The sequence below is a fragment of the Sphingomonas xinjiangensis genome (assembly GCF_014199255.1).
Taxonomy (GTDB): Bacteria; Pseudomonadota; Alphaproteobacteria; order Sphingomonadales; family Sphingomonadaceae; genus Sphingomonas; species Sphingomonas xinjiangensis.
On sequence record NZ_JACIJF010000005.1, the window covers coordinates 103,919 to 126,879 of the forward strand.

Annotated in this window: 21 protein-coding genes and 1 riboswitch; of the genes, 15 read left to right on the top strand and 6 right to left on the bottom strand. The window is 66.2% G+C overall.

Annotation, left to right across the window (positions count from 1 at the left end; translation table 11 throughout):
• Positions 1-20: 20 nt before the first annotated feature.
• The 5 genes from FHT02_RS10625 to paoC all read left to right on the top strand — a co-directional run bounded on the left by FHT02_RS10625 (position 21) and on the right by paoC (position 7,732).
• Positions 21-599, top strand: coding sequence for a TetR/AcrR family transcriptional regulator (locus FHT02_RS10625; RefSeq protein WP_246352328.1), 579 nt, complete (start codon positions 21-23; stop codon positions 597-599).
• Positions 600-714: 115 nt separating this feature from the next.
• Entirely contained in the window at positions 715-3,849 is a 3,135-nt protein-coding gene (locus FHT02_RS10630) for a helicase-related protein (protein WP_343056910.1), read from the top strand.
• Positions 3,850-3,913: 64 nt separating this feature from the next.
• The gene (gene paoA / locus FHT02_RS10635) at positions 3,914-4,561 is read left to right on the top strand and encodes an aldehyde dehydrogenase iron-sulfur subunit PaoA (protein ID WP_184087312.1); all 648 of its coding nucleotides are present in this window, start codon (positions 3,914-3,916) and stop codon (positions 4,559-4,561) included.
• Positions 4,558-5,508: an FAD binding domain-containing protein gene (locus FHT02_RS10640; protein ID WP_184087315.1), complete on the top strand. Its 951-nt coding sequence runs from the start codon at positions 4,558-4,560 to the stop codon at positions 5,506-5,508. Before paoA ends, FHT02_RS10640 begins: the two co-directional genes overlap by 4 nt.
• A 4-nt stretch (positions 5,509-5,512) precedes the next feature.
• The gene (gene paoC, locus FHT02_RS10645; protein ID WP_184087317.1) at positions 5,513-7,732 is read left to right on the top strand and encodes an aldehyde oxidoreductase molybdenum-binding subunit PaoC; all 2,220 of its coding nucleotides are present in this window, start codon (positions 5,513-5,515) and stop codon (positions 7,730-7,732) included.
• 347 nt (positions 7,733-8,079) lie between these two features.
• Here paoC and FHT02_RS10650 read toward each other — a convergent pair whose 3' ends face one another.
• A complete protein-coding gene (locus FHT02_RS10650) occupies positions 8,080-10,461 on the bottom strand; it encodes a hypothetical protein (RefSeq protein ID WP_184087319.1) in 2,382 nt (793 codons plus the stop codon).
• 98 nt (positions 10,462-10,559) lie between these two features.
• Here FHT02_RS10650 and FHT02_RS10655 point away from each other — a divergent pair, with 98 nt between their 5' ends.
• From FHT02_RS10655 to FHT02_RS10660, 3 genes are all read left to right on the top strand, one after another.
• Positions 10,560-11,858: a cobyrinic acid a,c-diamide synthase CobB gene (locus FHT02_RS10655; RefSeq protein ID WP_184087321.1), complete on the top strand. Its 1,299-nt coding sequence runs from the start codon at positions 10,560-10,562 to the stop codon at positions 11,856-11,858.
• Positions 11,859-11,940: 82 nt separating this feature from the next.
• Positions 11,941-12,072 carry a hypothetical protein gene (locus FHT02_RS21895; RefSeq protein ID WP_281393165.1) on the top strand — a complete coding sequence of 44 codons (132 nt, stop codon included), beginning with the start codon at positions 11,941-11,943 and terminating at the stop codon, positions 12,070-12,072.
• Positions 12,073-12,258: 186 nt separating this feature from the next.
• Positions 12,259-12,570, top strand: coding sequence for a hypothetical protein (locus FHT02_RS10660; RefSeq protein ID WP_184087323.1), 312 nt, complete (start codon positions 12,259-12,261; stop codon positions 12,568-12,570).
• 33 nt (positions 12,571-12,603) lie between these two features.
• Here the strand turns inward: FHT02_RS10660 and FHT02_RS21900 are convergent, their stop codons facing one another.
• A complete protein-coding gene (locus tag FHT02_RS21900; RefSeq protein ID WP_281393167.1) occupies positions 12,604-12,738 on the bottom strand; it encodes a hypothetical protein in 135 nt (44 codons plus the stop codon).
• Positions 12,739-12,997: 259 nt separating this feature from the next.
• Positions 12,998-13,182: riboswitch (cobalamin riboswitch) on the top strand.
• A 165-nt stretch (positions 13,183-13,347) separates the two neighbouring features.
• On the opposite strand from FHT02_RS21900, the gene FHT02_RS10665 reads away from it, so the two are divergent.
• The 6 genes from FHT02_RS10665 to cobS are packed head-to-tail and all read left to right on the top strand — an operon-like array spanning position 13,348 to position 18,526.
• Entirely contained in the window at positions 13,348-15,291 is a 1,944-nt protein-coding gene (locus tag FHT02_RS10665; RefSeq protein ID WP_246352329.1) for a TonB-dependent receptor plug domain-containing protein, read from the top strand.
• 20 nt (positions 15,292-15,311) lie between these two features.
• Positions 15,312-15,857 carry a hypothetical protein gene (locus tag FHT02_RS10670; RefSeq protein WP_184087327.1) on the top strand — a complete coding sequence of 182 codons (546 nt, stop codon included), beginning with the start codon at positions 15,312-15,314 and terminating at the stop codon, positions 15,855-15,857.
• On the top strand, positions 15,854-16,264 hold the full coding sequence (locus tag FHT02_RS10675) for a DUF1636 domain-containing protein (protein ID WP_184087329.1): 411 nt from the start codon (positions 15,854-15,856) through the stop codon (positions 16,262-16,264). Before FHT02_RS10670 ends, FHT02_RS10675 begins: the two co-directional genes overlap by 4 nt.
• Positions 16,261-17,271, top strand: a complete 1,011-nt coding sequence (gene cobT / locus FHT02_RS10680; RefSeq protein ID WP_184087331.1) for a nicotinate-nucleotide--dimethylbenzimidazole phosphoribosyltransferase — start codon at positions 16,261-16,263, stop codon at positions 17,269-17,271. The genes FHT02_RS10675 and cobT overlap by 4 nt, the downstream gene beginning before the upstream one ends.
• A complete protein-coding gene (locus tag FHT02_RS10685) occupies positions 17,268-17,822 on the top strand; it encodes a histidine phosphatase family protein (RefSeq protein ID WP_184087333.1) in 555 nt (184 codons plus the stop codon). The genes cobT and FHT02_RS10685 overlap by 4 nt, the downstream gene beginning before the upstream one ends.
• The gene (cobS, locus tag FHT02_RS10690; RefSeq protein WP_184087335.1) at positions 17,819-18,526 is read left to right on the top strand and encodes an adenosylcobinamide-GDP ribazoletransferase; all 708 of its coding nucleotides are present in this window, start codon (positions 17,819-17,821) and stop codon (positions 18,524-18,526) included. The genes FHT02_RS10685 and cobS overlap by 4 nt, the downstream gene beginning before the upstream one ends.
• On the opposite strand, the gene FHT02_RS10695 is transcribed toward cobS, so the two are convergent.
• Genes FHT02_RS10695 through FHT02_RS10705 form a run of 3 tightly spaced genes read right to left on the bottom strand, consistent with a single transcriptional unit; the run spans position 18,503 to position 21,856 of the window.
• The gene (locus FHT02_RS10695) at positions 18,503-19,966 is read right to left on the bottom strand and encodes a cobyric acid synthase (protein WP_184087337.1); all 1,464 of its coding nucleotides are present in this window, start codon (positions 19,964-19,966) and stop codon (positions 18,503-18,505) included. The two genes, cobS and FHT02_RS10695, sit on opposite strands and share 24 nt — an antisense overlap.
• Entirely contained in the window at positions 19,954-20,892 is a 939-nt protein-coding gene (gene cbiB / locus FHT02_RS10700) for an adenosylcobinamide-phosphate synthase CbiB (protein ID WP_184087339.1), read from the bottom strand. Before cbiB ends, FHT02_RS10695 begins: the two co-directional genes overlap by 13 nt.
• Positions 20,885-21,856 carry an aminotransferase class I/II-fold pyridoxal phosphate-dependent enzyme gene (locus FHT02_RS10705; RefSeq protein WP_184087341.1) on the bottom strand — a complete coding sequence of 324 codons (972 nt, stop codon included), beginning with the start codon at positions 21,854-21,856 and terminating at the stop codon, positions 20,885-20,887. Before FHT02_RS10705 ends, cbiB begins: the two co-directional genes overlap by 8 nt.
• Positions 21,857-21,926: 70 nt before the next feature.
• Between FHT02_RS10705 and cobU the strand changes: the two genes are divergently transcribed.
• Positions 21,927-22,451 (top strand): bifunctional adenosylcobinamide kinase/adenosylcobinamide-phosphate guanylyltransferase, encoded by a 525-nt coding sequence (cobU, locus tag FHT02_RS10710; RefSeq protein WP_184087343.1) that lies wholly within the window; start codon positions 21,927-21,929, stop codon positions 22,449-22,451.
• A gap of 222 nt (positions 22,452-22,673) precedes the next feature.
• On the opposite strand, the gene FHT02_RS10715 is transcribed toward cobU, so the two are convergent.
• On the bottom strand, positions 22,674-22,958 hold the full coding sequence (locus tag FHT02_RS10715; RefSeq protein ID WP_184087345.1) for a hypothetical protein: 285 nt from the start codon (positions 22,956-22,958) through the stop codon (positions 22,674-22,676).
• Positions 22,959-22,961 lie beyond the last annotated feature (3 nt).

Consider the following 22,961-nt stretch of genomic DNA (forward strand, 5'->3'; position numbering starts at 1 on the left):
CGCGTAAGCAGGATCGCCGCATGGCCATTCTCTGCACGGCGCGGCGTGCGTTTCTCGACAATGGCTATTCGGCCACGTCCATGTCTGCAATCGCCGCAGAACTCGGCGGCTCCAAGGCCACCTTGTGGAACTATTTTCCTAGCAAAGAAGAGCTGTTCGCAGCGGTGCTCGAGGAGGCGACGCGCGAGTATCGCCAGCAGCTTACCGACCTGTTGAAGCCGTCCAACGATGTGCGGGCCACATTGACGGAGTTCGCGCGCGGCTTCCTGACTAAGCTGACCACGCCCGATGCGCTTCGGCTTCACCGGCTCGTGGCCGCCGAGGTGGGTCGCGCCCCTGAGGTCGGCGAGATCTTCTACCGGCGCGCGCCGCAGCGCACCCGCGAACTGCTGACCGGCTTCCTCGCCGAGGCGATGGCGGCCGGCCAGCTCCGCGACGAGGACCCGGCCGATGCCGCGCGGGTGATGACAGCCTTGTGCTTGGGCGGGCTGCACCAGCGAATGCTGTGGGGCCAGGACGAAGGCGGCGCGGACAAGGTCGCGATCGAGGCGGAGCGCGCGGCGGAAGTGTTCCTGCGCGCGTTTGGAGTGCGCGACTGACCCGTGCGCTTCCCCCACTCAGCAGGGAGGGAGTTGCAGATCGTCCACATGTACCTGGAACGTCCGTCATCGGCACTCGTTCGGCTGGCCTGTGCAAGCGCGGGGCAGCGAAATCGTGAGTGAGACTTTGAGCGTCGGTGAAGTCGCGGTGCATCTGACGGAGGCACTGCTGAAGGGCGACGTCCTCTTCCTTGCGCCGGACGAGGCTCGGGCGGCCGCGGTTGAGCGGGCGCTCGCCGCGGCCGTGCCGGAGGCGACGGTGGTCTTCGCGCCCGGCAGCGACGCGCTTCCGGGAGATGGCGCACCAGCGTCCCCCGCCAATGTCGGCCAGCGCGTGGCCGCGCTACGGCGGCTGCGTGTCGCCATGGCGGACGAACGCCGCGTTGCGCTGGTCAGCACCGGAGAGGCAGCGGCGCGGCTCTACCCCCCGCCGCCCGCCTTTGACACCGCGCCGCCGGTGGTCGCCGTCGGACAGGAGATCAACCTTGCCGCCTTTGCTGAAAAGCTGGTCGAGATCGGCTATATCCATGACGAGCGTGTCGATGAGCCCGGCGAAGTCGCCTTGCGCGGCCAAGTGATCGACATCTTTCCAGCCGATGCAGGCCAGCCTTATCGGATCGAGGCACAGGATGGGCGAGTGACCTGGCTGCGGCCCTATGACCCCGCCAGTCAGCTTACGGTCGGCGAGGCCGAGTCGCTCGAGATGGGCCGTGTGACCGAGCCCGAACTCGATGACGCCGTACCGCTGCTCGATCACGTTCCGGGCGCCGTAGTGGTGATCGAGCCAAGCGCAAACAAGCGGCGGGTGCGCTTCCTCGCGCTCGCCGCCGATGCAGAGCGGCAGCGGCCCGGCTCCGGGCGCGGCGTGTGCCAGAACGCGCGGTGGATCGAGGCGTTGATCGGGCGCGAGACGCTGACGCTGCCTGAGCCCGGCGAACCGCCGGCGCGCTTCGTCGAGAGCCGCACGCCCATGCGCGGTTTTGCCAAGGTGGCCCGCGCGGCGTTCGCAGATGGCGATCGCGTGGTCCTGGTGGGCAGCCCGCGCGACTTGCGCTTTCTGAAACGGCGGGCGGCGAAGGTGCTCAGCTGCAACGTGGTAGAGGCGGATAGCTGGCCGGTGGTAGCCGCAGCGCCTCCCGGCAGCCTCGCGACCTTGGCGATGCCGGTCGACCGCGGGTTTCGCGTCGACGGCGTGCTTGCAGTCGCGGCGGCGGACTTGCTCGGCAGCCGGGCCAAGCTGGACGACAGCCAGAGCGTCGCTTCGGGCGCCGAACTGTTCGACCTGGGCGATATCCGTGTCGGCGACGTGGTGGTGCACGAGGATCATGGCATCGGCGTCGTGGAGGGCCTGGCGCCGCTCCCCGTCACCGAGGGCGAGCCTGCGGGCGACGGCATCCAGCTGCGCTATGCCGAGGATGGCCGGCGGCTGGTGCCCGTGGCGGAAGCCGACCGCGTCTGGCGCTACGGCGCCGACGAGGAGGCGGTCACGCTCGACCGGCTCGACGGATCGAGTTGGCAAAAGCGTCGCGGCGCGATCAACGAAGCGGTTGAGGAAAGCGCCAAGGCGCTGCTGGCGCTCACCGCAGAGCGCGAGAAGCGCGCCGCCGCGGTGATCGAACCCGATCCCGCTGCCTATGAACGCTTCGCCAGCGGCTTCCCGTTCATCGAGACTCCCGATCAAGCCAAAGCGATCACGGCGGTGCGCGACGATCTCGCTTCGGGCAAGCCGATGGACCGGCTGGTGATCGGCGATGTCGGCTATGGCAAGACCGAAGTCGCCCTGCGCGCGGCTGCGCTGGCCGCGCTCGCCGGGCGCCAGGTCGCAGTTGCCGCTCCTACCACCGTGCTCGCGCGCCAGCATCTGGAGAGCTTCACCAAGCGCTTCGAGGGCACGGGCATCCGGGTCGCCGGCCTATCGCGCCTCTCCACCGCGGCCGAGAAGAAGGCAGTGAAGGCCGGCCTAGCCGACGGATCGGTCGGGGTGGTGATCGGCACCGGCGCGGTGGCCGGCAAGGGCGTGGTGTACAAGGATCTCGCGCTGGTCGTGATTGACGAGGAGCAGCGCTTCGGCGCCGCCGACAAGAACCGGCTGCGCACGATGGGCGAAGGTCATGTCCTGACGCTCAGCGCCACGCCGATTCCCCGGACGCTCCAAACCGCGTTGGTCGGCTTGCAACAGCTGTCGGTGATCGCCACGCCGCCTGCCCGCCGCCAGCCGATCCGCACGGCCGTGCTCGCCTTCGACGCGCAGGTGCTGCGCACTGCCCTGCTGCGCGAACGCAGCCGCGGCGGCCAGAGCTTCGTCGTCGTCCCCAGGATCGAGGACATGGATTCGCTCGCCGAGCGCCTTGGCAAGCTGGTACCCGAGCTCAAGATCTTCGAAGCGCATGGCAAGATGCCGGCGCAGGATATTGACGACGTGATGGTCCGCTTCGGCACCGGGGAGGGCGATGTGCTGCTCGCCACCAACATCATCGAGGCCGGGCTCGACGTGCCGCGCGCGAACACCATGATCGTCTGGCGCGCCGACCGGTTTGGCCTGTCCCAGCTTCACCAGCTGCGCGGCCGCGTCGGGCGGGGCAGCCGGCGCGGACAGGTGCTGCTAGTGACCGACTCAGAGGCGGAGATCGCCCCGCGCACCCTGACGCGCCTGCGCACGCTCCAGGCGTTCGACCGGCTGGGCGCTGGCTTCGCAATCAGCGCGCGCGACCTCGACATGCGCGGCGCTGGCGACCTGCTCGGCGAAGCGCAGGCCGGGCACATGAAGCTGATTGGCATCGACCTCTACCAGCATCTGCTCGAAATCGCCGTCCGCCGCACCCGCGGCGAGGAAGTCGAGCGCTGGACCGCACAGTTGAACCTGGGCGTCCATGGCCGCCTGCCCGAGGATTGGGTGCCTGAGGAGGAACTGCGCGTCACGCTCTATGCTCGCCTCGCCCGGATCGACAGCGTCGGCGGCATGGACGGATTCGAAGCCGAACTGGAAGACCGGTTCGGCGAGCTGCCCGACGAGGTGCAGACGCTGATCGCCCTCGCCCGCGCGCGCCTGCTCGCCCGTTCGGCGGGCATTCGCCGCATCGATGCCGGCCCTGCCGCGCTCGCCCTCACGCCTGACGCCAGCTTTGCGGGCGATCCCGCCACGTTCGGCCTCACCGAGAAAAACAGTCGCCTGCTGCTTGCCGAAGCAATCGACGATCCGATGCAGCGATTGCACCGTGTCGAAGCGTTGCTGAGCGAAATGGCAAGCTGACCCAGGCTAGCCCTTGCTACCCTCCGCCGCTATGCTGCCCAGCATACCAACATGGAGGAACCCGATGCCCGACGCCGGCGAGCTTGAACTCAGTCGTCGCGACTTGCTGATCGGCGGCGCAGCATCGGCGGCGGTCACCGCAGTTCCCGCAGCAGAGGCCCAGACGATGCCGCTTGTCACAGAGGACCAGCCCAGCATGATGGCGGTGTCGTTCGAAGTGAACGGCCGTGCCCAGCAGCTGGAACTCGACACCCGCACCACCCTCCTCGACGCGCTGCGCGAGCATCTCCACCTCACCGGCAGCAAGAAGGGCTGCGACCATGGCCAATGCGGCGCATGCACAGTGATCGTCGACGGGCGCCGCATCAACAGTTGCCTCAGCCTGGCCGTGATGCACCAGGGCGACCGGATCACCACGATCGAAGGGCTGGGCACCCCCGACAAGCTGCACCCGATGCAGGCCGCCTTCGTCAAGCATGATGGCTATCAGTGCGGCTATTGCACGCCGGGCCAAATCTGCTCGGCAGTCGCAGTGCTCGATGAGATCAAGGCCGGCATCCCCAGCCATGTGACGCAGGATCTGGACGGCAAGCCCCAGGCCAGCAACCTGGAAGTCCGCGAGCGGATGAGCGGCAACATCTGCCGCTGCGGCGCATACTCGAACATCGCCGAGGCGATCGCCGAAGTGGCGGCAGGAAGGAAAAAGGCATGAAGCCGTTTACCTACGAACGCGTCAACTCGCCCGGGCAGGCGGCGCAGGCGGCGGCACGCACGCCAGGCAGCAAATTCATCGCTGGCGGCACCAATCTGCTCGACCTGATGAAGCTTCAGATCGAAGCGCCGCGCCACCTGATCGACGTCAACGATCTGGGCCTCGACAAGATTGAGAAGACCGGTGACGGTGGCCTGCGCATCGGGGCGCTGGTCAGCAACACAGATCTGGCCGCCGACAAGCGGGTTCGCAAGGACTATGCCGTGCTGTCGCGCGCGCTCCTCGCCGGCGCGTCAGGACAACTGCGCAACAAGGCCACCACTGCGGGCAACCTGCTTCAGCGCACCCGCTGCCCCTATTTCTACGACACTAACCAGCCTTGCAACAAGCGCAGTCCGGGCTCGGGGTGCGCAGCGATCGGCGGCTATTCACGCCAGTTGGCCGTGATCGGGTCGAGCGATGCCTGCATCGCCACCCATCCCAGCGACATGGCGGTGGCGATGCGCGTGCTCGATGCCACGGTGGAGACGGTCAACCCGGCCGGCGCGACCCGCGGGATCCCGATCGCGCAGTTCCACCGCCTGCCCGGCGACACACCACACCTAGATACGGTGCTGGGGCGCGGTGAGCTCATCACCGCGGTCACGCTGCCCAAGCCGATCGGGGGCCAGCATTTCTACCACAAGACCCGAGACCGCGCGTCCTATGCGTTCGCGCTCGTGTCGGTCGCGGCGGTCATCCAGAAGGATGGCAGCGGCCGCGTCGCGATAGGCGGCGTCGCCCACAAGCCATGGCGCGTGGAGGCTGCGGAAGCGAACATGAAGCAAGGCGCCAAGGCGGTGACGGGCACCCTCCTCGCCGGCGCTCGCCCGACGCAGGACAATTCGTTCAAGCTGCCGCTGGTGGAGCGCACGCTCGCCTCGGTGATGCACGAAGCAAGGGGCTGATCCCATGAAGTTCGATACTCCCGCCGGCACCAACCCGATCGACCAGCTCAAGGTCATCGGCAAGCCCACCGACCGCATCGACGGCCCGCTCAAGACCACCGGCCGCGCGCCCTATGCCTATGAACGGCACGATGTCGCGCCGAACGCCGCCTATGGCTATGTCGTCGGCGCCGCTATCGCAAAGGGCCGCATCAAGTCGATGGACCTGCGCGACGCCAAGGCGGCACCCGGCGTGCTCGCCATCGTCACGGCGGAAAATGCCGGCAAGCTCGGAAAGGGCAGCATGAACACCGCCAAGCTGCTCGGCGGACCCGATATCGAGCATTATCACCAGGCTGTCGCCGTCGTGGTGGCGGAAACCTTCGAACAGGCGCGTGCCGCCGCGCAGCTCGTCCGCGTCGACTATGTCCGTGCACAGGGCCGCTTCGATCTGGCCGAGGAGGCGAAGCGCGCACCGCTGGACGGCGAGAATAGCGGCGAAGGCAGCGCCGCCCCTCCTATTGATCGGACCGGCAATTTCGAAGGCGCGTTCAAGGCTGCGCCGGTAACGCTCGACGCCACCTACACCACCCCCGATCACAGCCATGCGATGATGGAGCCGCACGCGACCATTGCCGCCTGGGATGGCGAAAAGGTGACGCTATGGACCTCCAACCAGATGATCGCCTGGGGCAAAAACGAAGTCGCCAAGACGCTCGGCATCTCCAAGGAGAATGTGCGGCTGGATTCGCCCTATGTCGGCGGCGGCTTCGGCGGAAAGCTGTTCCTGCGCGCCGATGCGCTGATGGCGGCGCTCGGCGCAAGGGCTGCGGGGCGTCCGGTCAAGGTGACGCTCCAGCGCCCGCTGATCGCCAACAACACTACGCACCGTCCCGCGACGATCCAGCGCATCCGCCTGGGCGCGACGCCAGATGGCCGTTTGACCGCCATCGCGCATGAAAGCACGTCGGGAGATCTGCCCGGCGGCGGCCCGGAAACGGCGGTGTCGCAGACCAGGCTGCTTTATGCCGGCGAAAACCGGCTGACCGCGATGCGTCTTGCGGTGCTCGACTTGCCGGAAGGCAACGCGATGCGCGCCCCCGGCGAAGCGCCGGGCATGATGGCGCTCGAAGTCGCCATGGACGAAATGGCGGAAAAGCTCGGCATGGACCCGGTCGAATTTCGCATCGTCAACGACACCCAGGTTGATCCGGAAAAGCCCGAGCGGAAATATTCGCAGCGTCAACTTAACGAGTGCCTGCGCATCGGCGCCGAGCGCTTCGGCTGGGCCAGGCGCAACCCCAAGTCGGGCCAGGTGCGCAACGGCCGCTGGCTGGTCGGCATGGGCGTGGCGGCGGGCTTCCGCAACAACCTGCTGATGAAGTCTGCGGCGCGCGTGCGGCTCGACGGGCGCGGCGTCGTGACGGTCGAAACCGACATGACCGATATCGGCACGGGCAGCTACACCATCCTCGCCCAGACCGCAGCGGAGATGATGGGCGTGCCGCTCGACCGGGTGGTGGTGAGGCTAGGCGACTCGGACATGCCCGTCTCGGCGGGTTCAGGTGGTCAGTGGGGCGCGAACAACTCCACCGCCGGCGTCTACGCCGCGTGCGTCAAGCTGCGCGAACAGGTCGCGGTGAAGCTTGGGTTCAACTCAGCCGATGCGGCGTTCGCCGATGGCGAAGTGCGGTCGGGCAACCGCCACGCCAAGCTGGCCGATGCCGCCAAGGGCTCCGAACTGGTTGCTGAGGACTCCATCGAATATGGCGACCTGGGCAAGAAGTACCAGCAATCGACCTTTGCCGGCCATTTCGTCGAAGCGGCAGTCGACAGCTTCACCGGCGAAATCCGCGTGCGGCGCATGCTGGCCGTCTGTGCGGCCGGCCGTATCCTGAATCCGAAGTCAGCACGCAGCCAGGTCATCGGCGGAATGACGATGGGCCTCGGCGCAGCGCTGATGGAGGAACTGGCTGTCGACAAGCGCTTCGGCTTCTTCGTGAACCACGATCTCGCCGGGTACGAGGTCCCGGTCCATGCCGATATTCCGCACCAAGAAGTGATTTTCCTCGATGAAGTCGATCCGGTGTCCTCGCCGATGAAGGCCAAGGGTGTCGGCGAGCTCGGCATCTGCGGCGTCGGCGGCGCCGTTGCGAATGCGATCTATAACGCCACTGGCGTGCGCGTGCGCGATTATCCGATCACCCTCGACAAGCACCTGGCCCGCCTGCCCGCAATAGCTTGAAGGTCACGCCTCCTCCGCGGTGCGGGGGAGGATCGTCCAGCTGTCAAAACTTACGTCGTCCCGGCCTTTAGCCGGGATTCTGCTTCTTCTGCAAACGTCGGGTTTGCTGGAGACAGAGGCCCGTACAAGCTCAAGATAAGGGGATTTCGCGCGGAGGCGCGGAGTGGTGCTCGTCGCACCAGCGGCCTTCAATTCGCGCCGCTTGCCAAGCTGCTTGCCGACTGAGGGGCGGCTGACGCCGCCGGAGGGCGTGCCTCTGCGCCTCCGCGCGAACCTCTTCTTCTGCCCTGCTTCTTCGCGTCTTCGCGCCTTCGCGTGAAACCCTCTTTCCCTGAAGCCCTGCCGGATCAGCCCGCGTTCAACACCACCACCTGATCTGGCGCGTCCCGCAGCTTCAGGTACAGCTTGCCTCCCTGCGGAACCGGCACCTTCACGACGCCGCCGGTATAGCCCTGCGGCACGGAAACCGGCTTTTCGAATGCCGGCGTGGCTGCGATGCTTTCGATCAGGAACAGCGACTCGCCGCTCAGCGTGCATGCCTCCCGCTTGCACTCGACGCCGTCCACCTTAGGCAGCCGCGCGAGCGTGGTCAGCGGCTGCCAGTCGCTTACTTCCCCATCCCGCACCAGCCGCACCCGTAGCGCCCCGAACCCCGATGGGCCAAGCGCCGCCGGGTCCAGTGTCGCAACCAGTACGTCCTGCCCCTGAAGCTGGAGGTTCGGCCCGGCAACGAGCCGAAGCGGCTGCCCGCTCGGGCCGGCAATCTCCAGCGCGTCGTTCCGCGAAAGCGAGCCCCCGCTTGCCCGAACCGAAAAGATCAGCCGCGCGCTATCGGGCAGCAGCGTGTCAGCAGGCGCAGTCAGCCGCTGACGTGCAGCGGCGTCCTTCGCCTGCACGCTCTTGTCGAGCAGCGTGATGCCGATGCGTGGCGCACGCACCGTCACCGGCAGGCTGAGCGTCCTTCCGTCGGAGAGTGACACGCGGGCGGTGAGATCGCCGGGCTTCAGCGGCTCCCCCTCTCCCACCAACTGCAACCTATCGATATCGCCGTCGCGAGTTAGACCGTCCGGCTTCAGGGAAAGCCCGCCCAGCTGAATCGCCGCGACTTGATCCAATCTTTGGCCGGTAAGCTGCGCGGCGCGGTCGCCTGCATGCACCGTGAGTTCGCTCACTTTGCTCGCTTGCCGGTATGCGCGCAGCGTCACCGCCGCCGGCTCGGCCTGGCCGATCTGCCGAATTTCCAGCGTCACGTCGCCGGACCGCGCGTCCTTGAGCGGCAGGGTAAGCGCTAACCCCTTGTCGCCGGCGGTGGTGTACGCCACCGGCTGCGGCGTCCCATCGCCGACACGCATGGTGACGCTCGATACGCACGATGGCGCCGATCCGGTCAGGATCAGCTTGTTGTCGCGTCCGGTAACCAGGCTGGTTGCATCGGCGCCAGTCTTCCAAGCTTCTCCGGTTGGGAATTGCAGCGTGAAGCTGGGGCCCGCAAAAGGCTGATACCCCCAGAAACCCTGAAGCCGTCCTTCAACCGTGCCGCCTAGCCCGCTTTGATTCAGCGGCTGTGCGAACACATAGCCGCCACGCTCAGCTCGCGCCTGCACCGGCACGTCGGTGGCCCCGACGCGCAGCACCATGTTGCGGGCGTAATCAGTCGAATAGATCAGCGGTGCGCCCTCTACCGGCAGCACCAAATTTGAATTGGCCCCGCACATCGGCGCATCGCCGACGGCGCGCAGCCGCGGCGGGCTGTCGGTGCCGATCGCCGGCATGGACGCGACCAGCACCGACTTGGGCTTGGCGAACGATGGCGCGCTGTTCAGTACCAGTGAGACGCGCTCACCATCGCGCAGGCTGAGCGCCGGCAGATAGTTGAACTGGGGGCTGCTGAACGCGCCAAACACGCGCGCGATGTCGCGCACCACGGCGATATAGGGACTGTAATAGCCAAAGCCCCCTTCGCGCGTGTAGCTGAGCTGAAGCGCCAAGTCGGTGGGCGCGCCGGCCAGTGTCTCAGCGACTGAGCTGCTGTGCACGTCGGCGAGAACCAGCGTCTCCCGATCCTCTAGCAGGCACGCGGCTTGAAACTCGACTACCTTTGCCAAGCAGTCAGCGTTCAGCTTGATCGCCAGGCTGCGCGCGAGCACTGGCGCCAGGTTCTTCAGGAACTCGGGGTGGCTGTTCTCCTGTGCGCGGATGGCGGCAATGAACGCGTTGAGCCGAGACCGGTCAAGCGAGGCCTGGTTGATCGATTGCGTGGCGCGGACGAATTCGCCTGGCTTCCCCTTTACGGCATCGCCGATCGTGCTGGCCGCACCGCCGGTTTCCGGAACCAGGAACAGCACCATTTGCTTTGCGCCTTCAGGGACGGTGAGGCTGAGCAGCCGGTCCTTGTCCTTGCGCTTCCAGGTTTCGGCACTCTCGATCCACTTGTTTGGCGGCGGGTTGGTTGCGCCGCTCAGAAACGCCGATACGAGCAGGAAGCGGATACGCTGATCTTCGGGCAGATCGGCCCGGATCACCAGCTTGTCCCCCGCTTCAAGGTCGGGCACCTGCCCGATCGGCAGCGTGACGCCGCTCCGCGTCACGGTGATGTGGAGACCTGGGCCCGGTAGATCAAAGGGCGCGGGATCGGCGGCTTGCGTCGGACTGCTCATAAGCGGTGCGAGGATCAGCGCCGCGCCCGCGCAGCTACGCAACAGGCGCGGGAGAAGGGTTGCTGCGGTCATGCTCTCCTAATGCTTGATTGGCCCGATGGATCAAGTAGCACCGCAGCCAAACACAGCTATCAGCGTATACAAGAACATAGAAAGGACGTGGTTTGGCGATGTTGGCACCCGGCTTGATCGTCTCGGCAGCCAAGTCGGGGGCAGGCAAGACGGTGGTGACCACGGGACTGCAACGCGCCTTCGCCCGCACTGGCCTGAAGGTCGCGGGCGCCAAATGCGGACCCGATTACATCGATCCCGCCTTTCACGCCGTCGCGACGGGGCGGCCATCGCTCAACCTTGACGGCTTTGCGCTGGAACTTCCGGTACTCGCCGGTCTGGCGGCACATTCCGCCCGCGACGCCGAAGTGGTTATCGGCGAAGGCGCAATGGGGCTCTACGACGGACTGGCCAGCCCCACCCGATCCGGTACCACCGCCAGTGTCGCCACCGCACTCGGATGGCCGATACTGCTGGTGCTCGATGCAAGTGGCGCAGCACAAAGCATCGCCGCAGTTGCACTGGGCTTGGCCCGCATGCCCGGCGCACCCCGCATAGCCGGCGTGATCGTCAACCGCGCAGCAAGCCCCAGGCACCGCCGCATGATCGAAGCCGGGTTCGCCGCGGTTGACATCCCCATATTCGGGATGATCCCCGCCGACCCTCGCATGGCCCTCCCCTCACGGCATCTTGGGCTGGTGCAGGCAAGCGAAACCACAGACCTCGACATCAGGCTCAACCGCATAGCCGACGTCGTGGAGGCGCATTGCGATCTGCCTGCAATCCACGCCGCAGCCGGTCCGACGATCGACGCCCCGCTCCCATCGCCTACGGTGCGCCCACCGGGGCAGCGCATCGCCGTCGCGCAAGACGCGGCCTTTACCTTTATGTATCCGCACCTCCTCCAGGGTTGGCGCCGTGCGGGCGCAGAGATCGTGCGCTTCTCCCCTCTCGCCGACCAGCCGCCGCCAGCGATCTGCGATGCCTGCTGGCTACCCGGCGGCTATCCCGAACTTCATGCGGGTACTCTGGCCGGCAACGCGCGGTTCCTCCACGGCTTGCGCGACTTTGCCGCGACACGGCCGGTGCATGGCGAATGCGGCGGGTACATGGTGCTGGGCCAAACGCTGACCGACGCCGATGGCGCTGTGCACCCGATGGCAGGGCTGTTACCAGTCGAAACAAGCTTCGCCGCGCGCAAACTGCATCTGGGGTACCGCAGCGCGATCTGGAGTCACTCGGTGGCGTTCGCCGAAGCGGGCGTGCGATCCTGGGGCCATGAATATCATCACGCCACCATCTGCGGCGGCGAAGCCGGGGATCTCGCGGCTATGACGGACGGCGAAGGCGTCACGCTTTCACCGGCGGGACACCGCCGCGGGCTGGCGTCCGGCACGTTCTTCCACGTCATCGCATAAGGCAGCTGATCGGCCCTTAGCGCAACGATCCGAGCCCCCACGCGTCTTTCCTGTCATAGCAACGTCGGAAGGATAGGTCATAGTGGATCGGAGTTCGGACCCCGTGGACAAGCGGGCGCGCAAGGGACTGGGAAGCGTGGCCCTGGTCGTGCTGCTAATCATCGTCACCATCTTCGTGGGGTATAACATCTACTATATGGTCACGTCAGGCTAAGCCTGATGCTGCGCTTGCAGAGGCCAGAGAAACGAGGGGCATCTTCAGCTGGCGCCTTGCCCAAGGGCCCTAGAAACCCTCTTTGCGGGTAGCAACGCGTCGATCCAAGCCCGCGATGCATCGCTATCCTTGACCCCATCTCTCGGCAGGTGCTTCTTAGCGTTACAAAAAATTAAGGAGCGGACGATGACCACCCCGTACGAGAAACAGAAGAAGCTGCATTTCGAAGTGACGAATGTCGGCCTTCGCGCGCATGCGACTGCTGTCGGGTTGGTGCAGCTGTGCATCGAGTTGCAGCGGGCAAAGGTCTTGGATGAGGCAGCGATGGACCGCATCAAAAGCGCGATCGCCGATGAAGTTTCGGTCGCGGCGCCACGTGCGGTGTCGTGCCAGAGCTACCGACACGACATCAAGGCGCGGTTGGACCGGCTTTTCGCGGGCGAACAGGAACTGGGATCAGCCGACGCGCTGGCGTTCGGCGCGCAGCCAGAGCTTTGAACGTCCTCTGACAATGCCGGCTTAATCTGAACATCAAGCCACATCCGGCAGTCCGGCGCGGATGTGGCTTGCCATTTCGCGCACCATGCCTGCGGCGAAGATCTGACAAGATTCCTTGAACAGAAAGCGGACCATACCGTCCAGATCCGCTATTGACATGATACCCATGGAGCACCTGGCAGAGCAACCCCGCTCAACTGAGCACGGTACACCTAGTGTATCGCGGCACCCGTGTTCTTCTGTTTCCTGACCGGTTGGGAATGGAACGACCACGAGTATCAAAGGCTTGTTAGGCAAAGCGTCAGCATGCTTCGATCATCCTGCGTGTTCGCTGCACCACGACTTAGAAGAATCTTTCCGCAATCACCTAAAGCTGAACGCTTTCCTGCATGGTTCCATGCCGTTGACCATCATCCACGACACGCCTAGAGGCCCAAACGCGACAGGTTCCCCGAAGGGGGATGAAAAGGGAACGGGAAAACCCCGGCTGCCCCTGCAACTGTAAGCGGCGAGCCGCCGTGCCACATGCCATTGGATCGAAAGGTCTGAGAAGGCGGCACGGACCGGCATAGACCCGTGAGCCAGGAGACCTGCCTGCCGCAGTCGTCCTTCGTCCGGCCAGGGTGCGCCGAGCGGACGGGAACGGCCGCCCGTGTCAGCGGAGCCGGTCAACCCCAGCGTGACGATAGCATGGTCCGCATGGCTCGCGGAGGAAGTGGCGTGCGCGCTTCTCCTCGCTTGCGCCGTGCGGACTCCTGTTCGTGCGTGGAGGTTTTCTTGATCAAGTTTTCACCGTTACTGGCCGTGCTCCTATCCACCACCGCCTGGGCGCAGGAAGCCCCGCGCCCTGACGCCGCCGCGGGCCCGGACAGCGATATCGTCGTCGTCACGGCTACCCGCGCCGCAACGCCGATCGACCGCGTGGCGGCGTCGGTCACCGTGCTCGACAAGGCGGCGATCGACCGCAACCAGGATTTTGGCGTGGCGGACCTGCTGCTGCGTACGCCCGGGGTGACGCTTTCCCGAAACGGTGGTTATGGCACCAACACGAGCCTACGCATCCGCGGTGCCGAGCCCGATCAGACGGTGGTGGTTATCGACGGCGTGAAGCTGAACGACCCGTCCTCGGCGGGCGGCGGCTACAACTTCGCCAATCTACTCGTGGGCGACGCCGCTCGCATCGAAGTGCTACGGGGCCCGCAGTCGATCCTGTGGGGCAGCCAGGCAATCGGCGGCGTAGTGAACATCGTCACGCCCCTTGGCGAACGCGATCTGGAGAGCAGCTTCGACGTGGAGGCGGGATCGCGCCAAACGGTGAGCGGACGCGCGGCGATTGGCGGACGGACCGGACCACTGGCATGGCGAGTGGGCGCGCAAGCCTTCAGCACCCAGGGTATGTCGGCACTCGCCCCAACATTCGGTGGCCGCGACACGGACGGTTACTCGAATCAGAGCGTGCAAGGACGCGCAATGCTGGACATCACCAGCGGAGTCAGTGCCGATGTCCGCGGCTATTATTCGCGCGGGCGCACGGAGCTTGACTCAACCAGCGCCGACACCCGCGACTACTCGCTCAATCGCGAATTCGTCGGCTATGCCGGTCTGAACATCGACTTGTTCGACGCACGGCTGCGCAACCGTTTTGCCTATGGCTATACCGACACCGACCGCGACAACTACAATCCGGCACGTGCCCGCGCGCAAAGCTTCGATGCTGCGGGACGCAATGAGCGGCTGGAGTATCAAGGCGGCTTTGCCATTGCGGCCGGATGGAACGCGACCTTTGGCGTGGAGAATGAGCGTTCGCGCTTTCGCTCTGTGTCGCCTTTGGCGTCGCTCGCCACACCGGTGCCTGCACCGGCCCAAGGCCGCGCGGAGATCACCGGCGTCTATGCCGAGCTGAACGCCACGCTCTTCGATGGACTGACGCTCACCGGGGGCGTGCGCAATGACGATCACAATCGCTTTGGCAGCCAGACTTTGTTCGCGGGCGGCGCAGTCTGGGCGCTGCCGACCGGCACCGTGTTGCGCGCCAATTATGCCGAAGCGTTCAAGGCGCCAACCTTGTATCAGCTCTTTTCCGAATTTGGTAATCAGGCGCTGAACCCCGAGGAGGCTAAGGGTTGGGAAGCCGGCGCCGAACAGCGGCTGCTTGGCGGTGTGCTTGCATTCGGCGCGACTTACTTCGAACGTCGCACCACCAACCAGATCATCTACAATACCTGCCCCGCGCGGCCGACGGAGCCGCTCTGCTTTCAGCCTGGATCGAACACGCGGCGCGCCGGCTACTACCAGAATGTCGCCCGCGCGTTCGCGCGCGGAGTGGAAGCGGTCGCGCATGCACAGGTCGGCACCCGCCTGACGCTTGACGGCAATTACAGCTGGACCGAGTCCGAAGACCGCTCCCCCGGCGCCACGAATGGGCTGTGGTTGCCACGCCGCCCCCGCCATGCGGCCAATGCGTCCATCACCTATACGCTGCCCCATGGTTACGCACTTGGCGTTGCCGCCCGTTGGGCAGGCGACAGCTTCGACAATGCGGCGAACACGACGCGGCTCGAGAGCTACACGCTTGTCGACCTGCGTGCCGAGCTGCCGGTGACCCATCAGGTGAAGCTATTCGCGCGCGTCGAGAACCTGTTCGACGAGGAATATCAGACCACCTACCGTTACGGCACGCTAGGACGCAGCCTGTATGCCGGATTTCGCGGTCGTTTCTGAAACCAAGAGGAGGAGCGAGCATGACCAATTCCGTCACATCGCAGCGTGCATCAACGCTGTGGATCATGGTGCTTACACTGGCGAGTACGGCAACGACCCTTGCATTCGCCTGCGCGACACCCTTCCCCGCACTGGCGGCGCTCACCGCGGTGCATATGCGGCAGCGGGACGGCGTCGCCCTGGCGATTGCGGCATGGGTGGCAAGCCAAGCAGTTGGGTTCGGCTTTCTGGGCTATCCGCATGATCTAGGGACGATGCTAGTGGGCGCGGCGATCGGTGTTGCCGCTGTTGCAGGTGCCATCGCCGCGCATGCCACCGCGGCCCGCATGACCGCGCCGCTCGCCGCACGGTTGGCGGCAGCGTATCTGGCGGGGTTCGCGGCCTTTAAACTGGTAATTCTGGCGTTTACCCTAGCGAAGGGCGACCCATGCACCGCCTTCACTGCGGAGGTCCTGGGACGCCAATTACTGCGCAATGCCGCCATCATGGCAGGACTGCTCGCATTGTATCGCGCGCTGGTCGCGATCGGCGTGCCGGCGGCACGCCCGCCGATGGCAGCGGCATGAAGCTGGTCCCCGTCGGTGACGGTCCGGCAATCGTCGCCTGCAACAGCTGCCGCTTCAGCGCCGCGGATAAGGACGATGGCGAGGGCCGGCGGGGCGGCGCGTTGATGGTTGCAGCCCTTCGGGCAATACAAGCCAGCGACCCTGGATATGCCGAGCTGAAGGTCGAGGAGATGCCCTGCCTGTTCGCCTGCACCGAGTTCTGCACCGTGCATCTGCGCGGTGCGGGCAAGGTCGGCTATGTCATGGGCCGCTTTGCCCCTGAAGAGGATGCTGCGCGGGCCATTCTGGATTATGCCGTCCACTATTCTGCGAGCGAAGTAGGCCAAGTGCCGTACAAGGCATGGCCGGACGGCGTGAAAGGGCATTTCATCGTGCGAACCCCGCCCGCTGGCTTTGTCGTCGCATGACGGGGTTCAAGTCGGCAGCGGCATTCGAAGCTGCACTGCGGATCTTGCCAGGTCCAGACGAAGCCGCCCGTGCCGCTGCACTGGCACGGCAGTCCGTGCTGACCAAGCCGGCTGGATCCTTGGGCCGGCTGGAAGAGATCGCGGTCTTTCTAGCCGGTTGGCAAGCACGCGAGCGCCCCCGGCTGGACAGAAGCCGAGTGGCGGTGTTCGCGGGCAATCACGGGGTGGCGGCGCGGGGTGTCAGTGCTTTTCCTCCGGCGGTGACGGCGCAGATGGTCCGCAACTTTCGCGAAGGCGGGGCGGCGATCAACGCCTTAGCGGGTGCCGCGGGACTGGAGCTTATGGTGGTGCCGCTCGAACTGGGTCGCCCCACGGCGGATTTCACCATCGGCCCAGCAATGTCGGAAGATGAGTGTCTGGTGGCGGTGAATGCCGGCGCGGCGGTGGTCGAACCCGGCTTGGACCTGTTGGTGCTGGGCGAGATGGGGATAGGCAACTCGACGAGCGCCGCAGCGCTATGCGCAGCAAGTTTCAGCGGTTCGGCAACCGACTGGGTCGGCCCTGGCACTGGTGTTCACGGCATACAGCTGTCGGCCAAGCTGGCCGTCGTCGAAGCGGGCCTCGCGCTTCATGCAGGGGCGGACGCGCCGCTGGAGCGGCTGCGGCGACTCGGTGGGCACGAGATCGCGGCTCTGGCGGGCGCGGTGGTGGCGGCGAGAATGGCGCGCGTGCCAGTGCTGCTCGACGGCTTCATCTGCTGTTCGGCGGTCGCGCCGCTGGCAGTTACAGTTCCGGGCGTGGTTGAGCATTGTCTCGCCGGTCATGTCTCGGCGGAGCCGGCGCACCAGCGGCTGCTTGACCAACTCGGATTGGAACCCTTGCTTGCGCTCGGCATGCGGCTGGGGGAAGCGAGCGGAGCCGCGGTTGCGGCGGGGATCGTTCGCGCGGCGGTCGCTGCCCACGATCAGATGGCGACCTTTGCCGAAGCCGGCGTGTCGGACGGGTGAACCCGGTCGCCGTCCACCTTATGCGCCACGGCGCGCCTGAACTTGCTGGGCGCTTGCTCGGACGTACCGACTGCGGCGTCACGGCAGAGGGCATTGCCGCTTGCGTCCGCGCTGCCGAGGGGCTCGCGGTGGACATGATCCTGACATCAGACCTGCGGCGATCGGTGGCGTGTGCCCAGGCGATCGGCGTGCCCGTACAAGCCGACCCACGCTGGCGTGAACTGGACTTTGGCGAGTGGGACGGCTTGGCTGCTGAGCAGGTCAATCCGGTGGCGCTCGCTCGCTTCTATGATGATCCCGACGCCTATCCTCCGCCGGGCGGCGAACGCTGGGTAGATCTCAAGGCGCGCGTAAGGGCTGCGCTGGCCGAGATCCACGTGCCTACTTTGGTGGTGACGCATGGTGGCGCGATGCGGGCAGTCCTTGCGCAAGCCTGCGGCCTCAGCCTTCGTGGCAGCTGGGCATTCGATCTGCCCTACGCCGCGATATTGTCCTTGAAGGTCTGGTCAGGCGAGCCGCTGACTGCACAAATAACTGGGTTGCGCGCATGAAGAGCCTCATCGTCGCGCTCAGTTTCCTTACGCGCCTGCCGATGCCTCGGGTAGAGGCTGATGCGGGGGATTTCGCCGACGCGATCCGCTGGTATCCGGCGGTAGGCCTTGCGCTAGGGGCAATCGTGGCGCTCGCGGTTTGGGCCGGCAGCTGGATCGATCCTTGGATCGGCGCGTTGGCGGGGCTGATCGCATGGGTTGCAGTTACAGGCGCGTTACACCTGGACGGGCTTGGTGATCTGGCAGACGGCCTCGGCGCGGCGCATGGCGACAGGGGGCGAATGATGTCGGTCATGACGGACCCGCATATCGGCAGCTTCGGCGTAGTTGCGATCATCGTCCAGCTGCTCGCGAAGCTGGTGCTGCTGCATGCCGGCATCCACTGGACCGCCCTTGTACTGATACCGTTTGCCGCGCGGATCGGCCCGTTATTCTGGGCACGATGGCTGCCGCCGCTGAAGCCCGGCCTGGGGGCTAGCGTCGCCTCGGCGGTGCGCCTACGCGATCTGGCCGGGTGGACCGCGATGTGGGCGGCTGCCTGCCTGCTCTTCCCGCCGCTGATGGTCGCGCCCGTGACCCTGCTGGGCTGGGCTTGGTGGCTAAAGGCGCGCATCGGCGGGATCAGCGGCGATAGCCACGGCGCCGGGATCGAGTGGTGCGAAACCGCACTGCTTTTCGTCTCAATCGCCGCGAGCCGTCTCTGACAGTGTGATCAGCGCATCGATGTCGAGATGGCGCTCCAGTTCGGCAGCGATCGCGTCCAGCGCGGCATTCACCGACGCATGATGGTCTGGCCCCTTTCCTTCCGATCCCAATCGTGCGAGCAGCGCGCGCCGCTGGCCAGCCAGCCCGAGCAGACCATGGACATAGCTGCCGCTAACCAACCCGTTCGGGCTTATGGCACCATCCTCGCGTCCATCGTCGAAGCGGACGACAGGACGCGCGGTGTCCGGGCCATCGGTGCGGCCCATGTGCATTTCATAACCCGTGAACCGCTCCCCATCTGCCAGGCCGGCGACCTCCATCAACGCCTTCTCGCCACTCAGCACAGTGTCGACGGCGAGCAAGCCTAGTCCTTCGACAGTTCCCGCAGCTCCCTCGATGCCCTGCGGGTCCGCAATCGTCCGACCGAGCATCTGATACCCGCCGCACAACCCCAGCACGGGCCGCCCGCGACGGACATGCGCGCGGATGTCGATGTCCCAGCCCTGTGCGCGCACGAACGCCGTGTCGGCAGACGTCGCCTTCGAACCCGCAAGAATGATAAGTTGTGCGTCAGGGATCGGCTGCCCCGGCGGCACGAGGACCAGATCGACATCCGGCTCCAGCCGGAGTGGATCGAGATCGTCGAAATTGGCGATGTGTGGGGTAATTGGACAAGCGATCGTCACCCGCTTGTCAGTGGTCGGAATGGCAGGGCGTTGGAGCACGACGCCGTCCTCGCTCGGCAAGCGGACCGCGTCGGCCATCCACGGAACCACGCCATAGCCGCGCCAGCCGGTACGCCGCTCGATTGCGGCGTATCCGTCAGCGAACAAAGCGAGATCTCCACGAAACTTGTTGATCAGGAAGCCGTGGATCATCGCGGCGTCAGCGAGATCTATCACTGCGCGAGTGCCCACCAGCGAGGCGATGACACCACCTCGGTCGATGTCACCGACTAGCAGGACGGGCACCCCTGCGGCACGCGCAAAACCCATGTTCGCAATGTCGCCGTCACGCAGGTTGATCTCGGCAGGCGACCCCGCCCCCTCGATTACGACGATGTCGGCGGCGCCCCGAAGCCGGTGGTAGCTGGCGAGAACGTCGTCGAGCAGTCCCTCGCGGCCTTCGCGCCACTGAGCGGCGCGCAAGGTGCCGCGGACTTGGCCATGCACCACCAGTTGCGAGGTGCGGTCCCCCTGCGGCTTCAATAGCACCGGGTTCATGTCGGTGTGCGGCGGCACGCGGGCGGCAAGCGCCTGGGTCGCCTGCGCGCGACCAATCTCGCCGCCGCCCGGCGTGACGGCTGCGTTGGTGGACATGTTCTGCGGCTTGAACGGGGAAACGCGAAGCCCGCGGTTGCTCAACGCACGGCAAAGGCCCGCGACCAGCACCGACTTCCCCACGTCGGAGCCGGTGCCCTGAAGCATCAAAGCGCCCATGCGGCGCCTCCCGCGATGATCCAGAGGATTAGACAGGCCCGGCGGTACACACCTAGTGCGCGGCGGATGTCGGCGGCGGTGGCTTGACTGTCGCCGCTACCGATCCAGGGCTTATCGGTCATCACACCGTCATAGGCGACGGGCCCCGCGAGACGAAGGCGGAGCGCACCAGCCATCGCGGCTTCGGTCCAGCCGGCATTGGGCGAGGCGTGGAGGCGTGCGTCGCGCCACATCGTGCGCCAGCCCCCGCCCCCAGCTACGCAGAGGATAGCACCACCCAAGCGTGCCGGGATCAGATTGGCGAGATCGTCGAAACGGGCCGCGGCCCAGCCGAATGCGCGCCAACGGGGTTCGCGGTGGCCGATCAGGCTGTCGGCGGTGTTGATGCCCTTGTACGCCCAGAGGCCCGGCAGGCCGAGGATGAGCAGCCAGAAGAGCGGGGCTGCGATGCCGTCGCAGAAGCTTTCGGCCAGACTCTCGATTGCAGCGCGGGCGACGGCGGGTTCGTCCAGCTTGGCGGTGTCGCGACCGACGATCTGGGCAACCGATTGACGGGCTTTTTCGAGGTCTCCGGCTTCCAGGGCAGTGGCGATGGGATGGACGTGGTCGTGCAAACTGCGCTGCGCCAAGCCTGGAAAGGCTAGGAGTGCTAGTATCGGCCAAATCGAGAAGTCGAGCATCTTGTATACGCTGACTTCGATCAGCCACGGGATGCCTGCGCCTAGCAGGATGACTAGGAGCAGGGTCGCGACGCCCATCATTTTACGCCTGTTTTCAGTATGTTCTGGGCAGTTCCAGGCGGCTTCGCACCCGTCGATCAGGCGAGCGAAGGCGCCGACGGGGTGGCCGATGCGATTGTAGAGCGCGGAGGGCCAGCCGAACGCGGCGTCGAGCATAAGCGCCGCGAGCGCAATGGGTTCAGCCACGGCCAAGTGCCTGATCGAGACGGACAAAGTCGGTAGGAAGACCCAGGCGCAGCCAGGTCGGAGCGTAGTCGAACGGGCGCGTGAGGATGCCTGAACTGGCCAAGTGATCGAACAGATTTGACGCGCGACCGGTCTCAATCAGCCGAAAAAGCGGACATGCGCCCTGCGCGGCGAAGCCGTGGCTGGCGAGCAGCGCGTCCAGTCTGGCGGCGTCCCGCGCCAGCCGGGTGCGGGTTTCGGATACCCAGGCAGTGTCGCGGTAAGCGGCGGTCCCGAGGGTGATAGCGGTACTCGACACCGGCCAGCTGCCGAGCAGATCGGTCAGTCGCGCGACAAGGTCGGCGGCACCGCAGGCGAAGCCGAGGCGAACGCCGGCAAGGCCGTAGAACTTGCCGAAGGAGCGGAGCACGAGCACGCGGTCCTCGGGTCCCAGCAGCGGCAGGATGCTGGCGCCGTCGATGGCGTCGGCAAAGGCCTCGTCGACGATCAGCAGCCCCCCCTTCGCCGCCAGCGTGCGGGCCAGATCGCGCAGGCGTTCGGGCGCGATCAGACGGCCATCGGGATTGTTGGGGTTGGCAAGAAGCACGGTGCCACCCTCCCCCGGCTCCGCAAATGCGACGCTCTGCGCGCCCGGCAACGCGGCGTGGTGGGTGCGGTAACTAGGGCCGATCAGCCTCCACGGCTGGGGGAGATCGAGCTGTGCGAGCAGGCGCAGGCCGATCTCGCTGCCCGGCAGCGCGGCGGTGGCGAGGCCGGGTGCACCGAACGCGGCAGCGGCGGCCCGGATCAGCGCATCCAGCGCGGCGACCGAAGGCAGCGCGTGCAAATCGATGTCGGGCGGCGTGGCGGGCATCCAGGGCAGCGGATTGACGCCGGTCGAAAGGTCAAGCCAAGGCTGCGGCGCATCCGGATAGCAGCGCGCAGCTTCGTCGAGGCGTCCGCCATGGAATGTCAGAGCGTGCAACGCAGGGCCTCGACTTGCAGGTTCGCGCCGTCCATCGGCATCCCCGGCGCGGCTGGCAAGGGGAAAGCGGATGACGGCGAGGTTCGAGCAGGGCGACCGCGGCCTGTTGGTGCTGGGCGGGGCGCGTTCGGGCAAGAGCCGGCATGCCCAAGCGCTGGCCGAGGCGCGCGGCGGCGAATTGGTGTTCGTCGCGACGGGACAAGCGTTTGACGACGAGATGCGCGACCGGATCGCCCGGCATCAGGCGGATCGAGACGGCCGGTGGCGCACCGTGGAAGCGCCGCTGGACCTGGCCGAAGCTATCGGTGACGTGAGCGGACATACCGTGCTGGTCGACTGCCTGACCCTGTGGACATCCAATCTGTTGCTGGACGAAGCCGACTGGGAAAATGCGACGGCAAGGTTGATCGAGGCAATCCAGGCGCATCACGGGACGCTGATCCTTGTCGCCAACGAAGTGGGCTTGGGCATCGTGCCTGACAACGCACTCGCCCGGCGCTTCCGCGACATGGCCGGCACGATCAACCAGCGGGTGGCGGCGGCCGTCGACCGGGTCCACTTCCTTGCCGCAGGGCTGCCGCTGGCGCTGAAATAGGTGCGGGTGCCTAGATATCCTCGCCCCTTGCTAGAGAAGAGGATAGTGAAGCGTGGCAGCTTGCTGCTTAGCGTAGCTCGGAGAGGGGTAGAGCGGCGCCATGCGCCGCGGCCGCACCCCCTCTCCCGGCTCGGACTAAAGCCTTTGCTGCGCAGAGACTAAGTTTGCGCAACCCTTTCCCCCTTGCAAGGGCGAGGGAGGATGAGCCGCATCTGAGACGCCCTACGCGATCAGGGCGGGGAGCGATTGCCAGAACACGGCCACGGCCGACACCCCGATGCCGAGCAGCGACACGCGGTGCATCCACGCGTCGGGATCGTCCACCGGCTGCGAGCGGCGAACATGGACGAACAGCCAGGCGATGGCGGCGAGGCAGGCGAGTGACACCAGGCCCGCCAGCACGCGCGTGGTGGTGCTGGTGAGGAAGATGCTGGCGATCCCGTACAGCGCAAAGAATTGCACCGTCCACACGATCGGCCCGGCGAGCAGGAAGGTCCAGCCACGCACCGG

Bases quoted from the DNA above. Each gene is read 5' to 3' on its own strand.
- FHT02_RS10625 (WP_246352328.1), top strand. From the start codon at position 21: ATGGCCATTCTCTGCACGGCGCGGCGTGCGTTTCTCGACAATGGCTAT.
- paoA (WP_184087312.1), top strand. From the start codon at position 3,914: ATGCCCGACGCCGGCGAGCTTGAACTCAGTCGTCGCGACTTGCTGATC.
- FHT02_RS10640 (WP_184087315.1), top strand. From the start codon at position 4,558: ATGAAGCCGTTTACCTACGAACGCGTCAACTCGCCCGGGCAGGCGGCG.
- paoC (WP_184087317.1), top strand. From the start codon at position 5,513: ATGAAGTTCGATACTCCCGCCGGCACCAACCCGATCGACCAGCTCAAG.
- FHT02_RS10650 (WP_184087319.1), bottom strand. From the start codon at position 10,461: ATGACCGCAGCAACCCTTCTCCCGCGCCTGTTGCGTAGCTGCGCGGGC.
- FHT02_RS10655 (WP_184087321.1), top strand. From the start codon at position 10,560: ATGTTGGCACCCGGCTTGATCGTCTCGGCAGCCAAGTCGGGGGCAGGC.
- FHT02_RS10660 (WP_184087323.1), top strand. From the start codon at position 12,259: ATGACCACCCCGTACGAGAAACAGAAGAAGCTGCATTTCGAAGTGACG.
- FHT02_RS21900 (WP_281393167.1), bottom strand. From the start codon at position 12,738: ATGGGTATCATGTCAATAGCGGATCTGGACGGTATGGTCCGCTTTCTG.
- FHT02_RS10670 (WP_184087327.1), top strand. From the start codon at position 15,312: ATGACCAATTCCGTCACATCGCAGCGTGCATCAACGCTGTGGATCATG.
- FHT02_RS10675 (WP_184087329.1), top strand. From the start codon at position 15,854: ATGAAGCTGGTCCCCGTCGGTGACGGTCCGGCAATCGTCGCCTGCAAC.
- cobT (WP_184087331.1), top strand. From the start codon at position 16,261: ATGACGGGGTTCAAGTCGGCAGCGGCATTCGAAGCTGCACTGCGGATC.
- cobS (WP_184087335.1), top strand. From the start codon at position 17,819: ATGAAGAGCCTCATCGTCGCGCTCAGTTTCCTTACGCGCCTGCCGATG.
- FHT02_RS10695 (WP_184087337.1), bottom strand. From the start codon at position 19,966: ATGGGCGCTTTGATGCTTCAGGGCACCGGCTCCGACGTGGGGAAGTCG.
- cobU (WP_184087343.1), top strand. From the start codon at position 21,927: ATGACGGCGAGGTTCGAGCAGGGCGACCGCGGCCTGTTGGTGCTGGGC.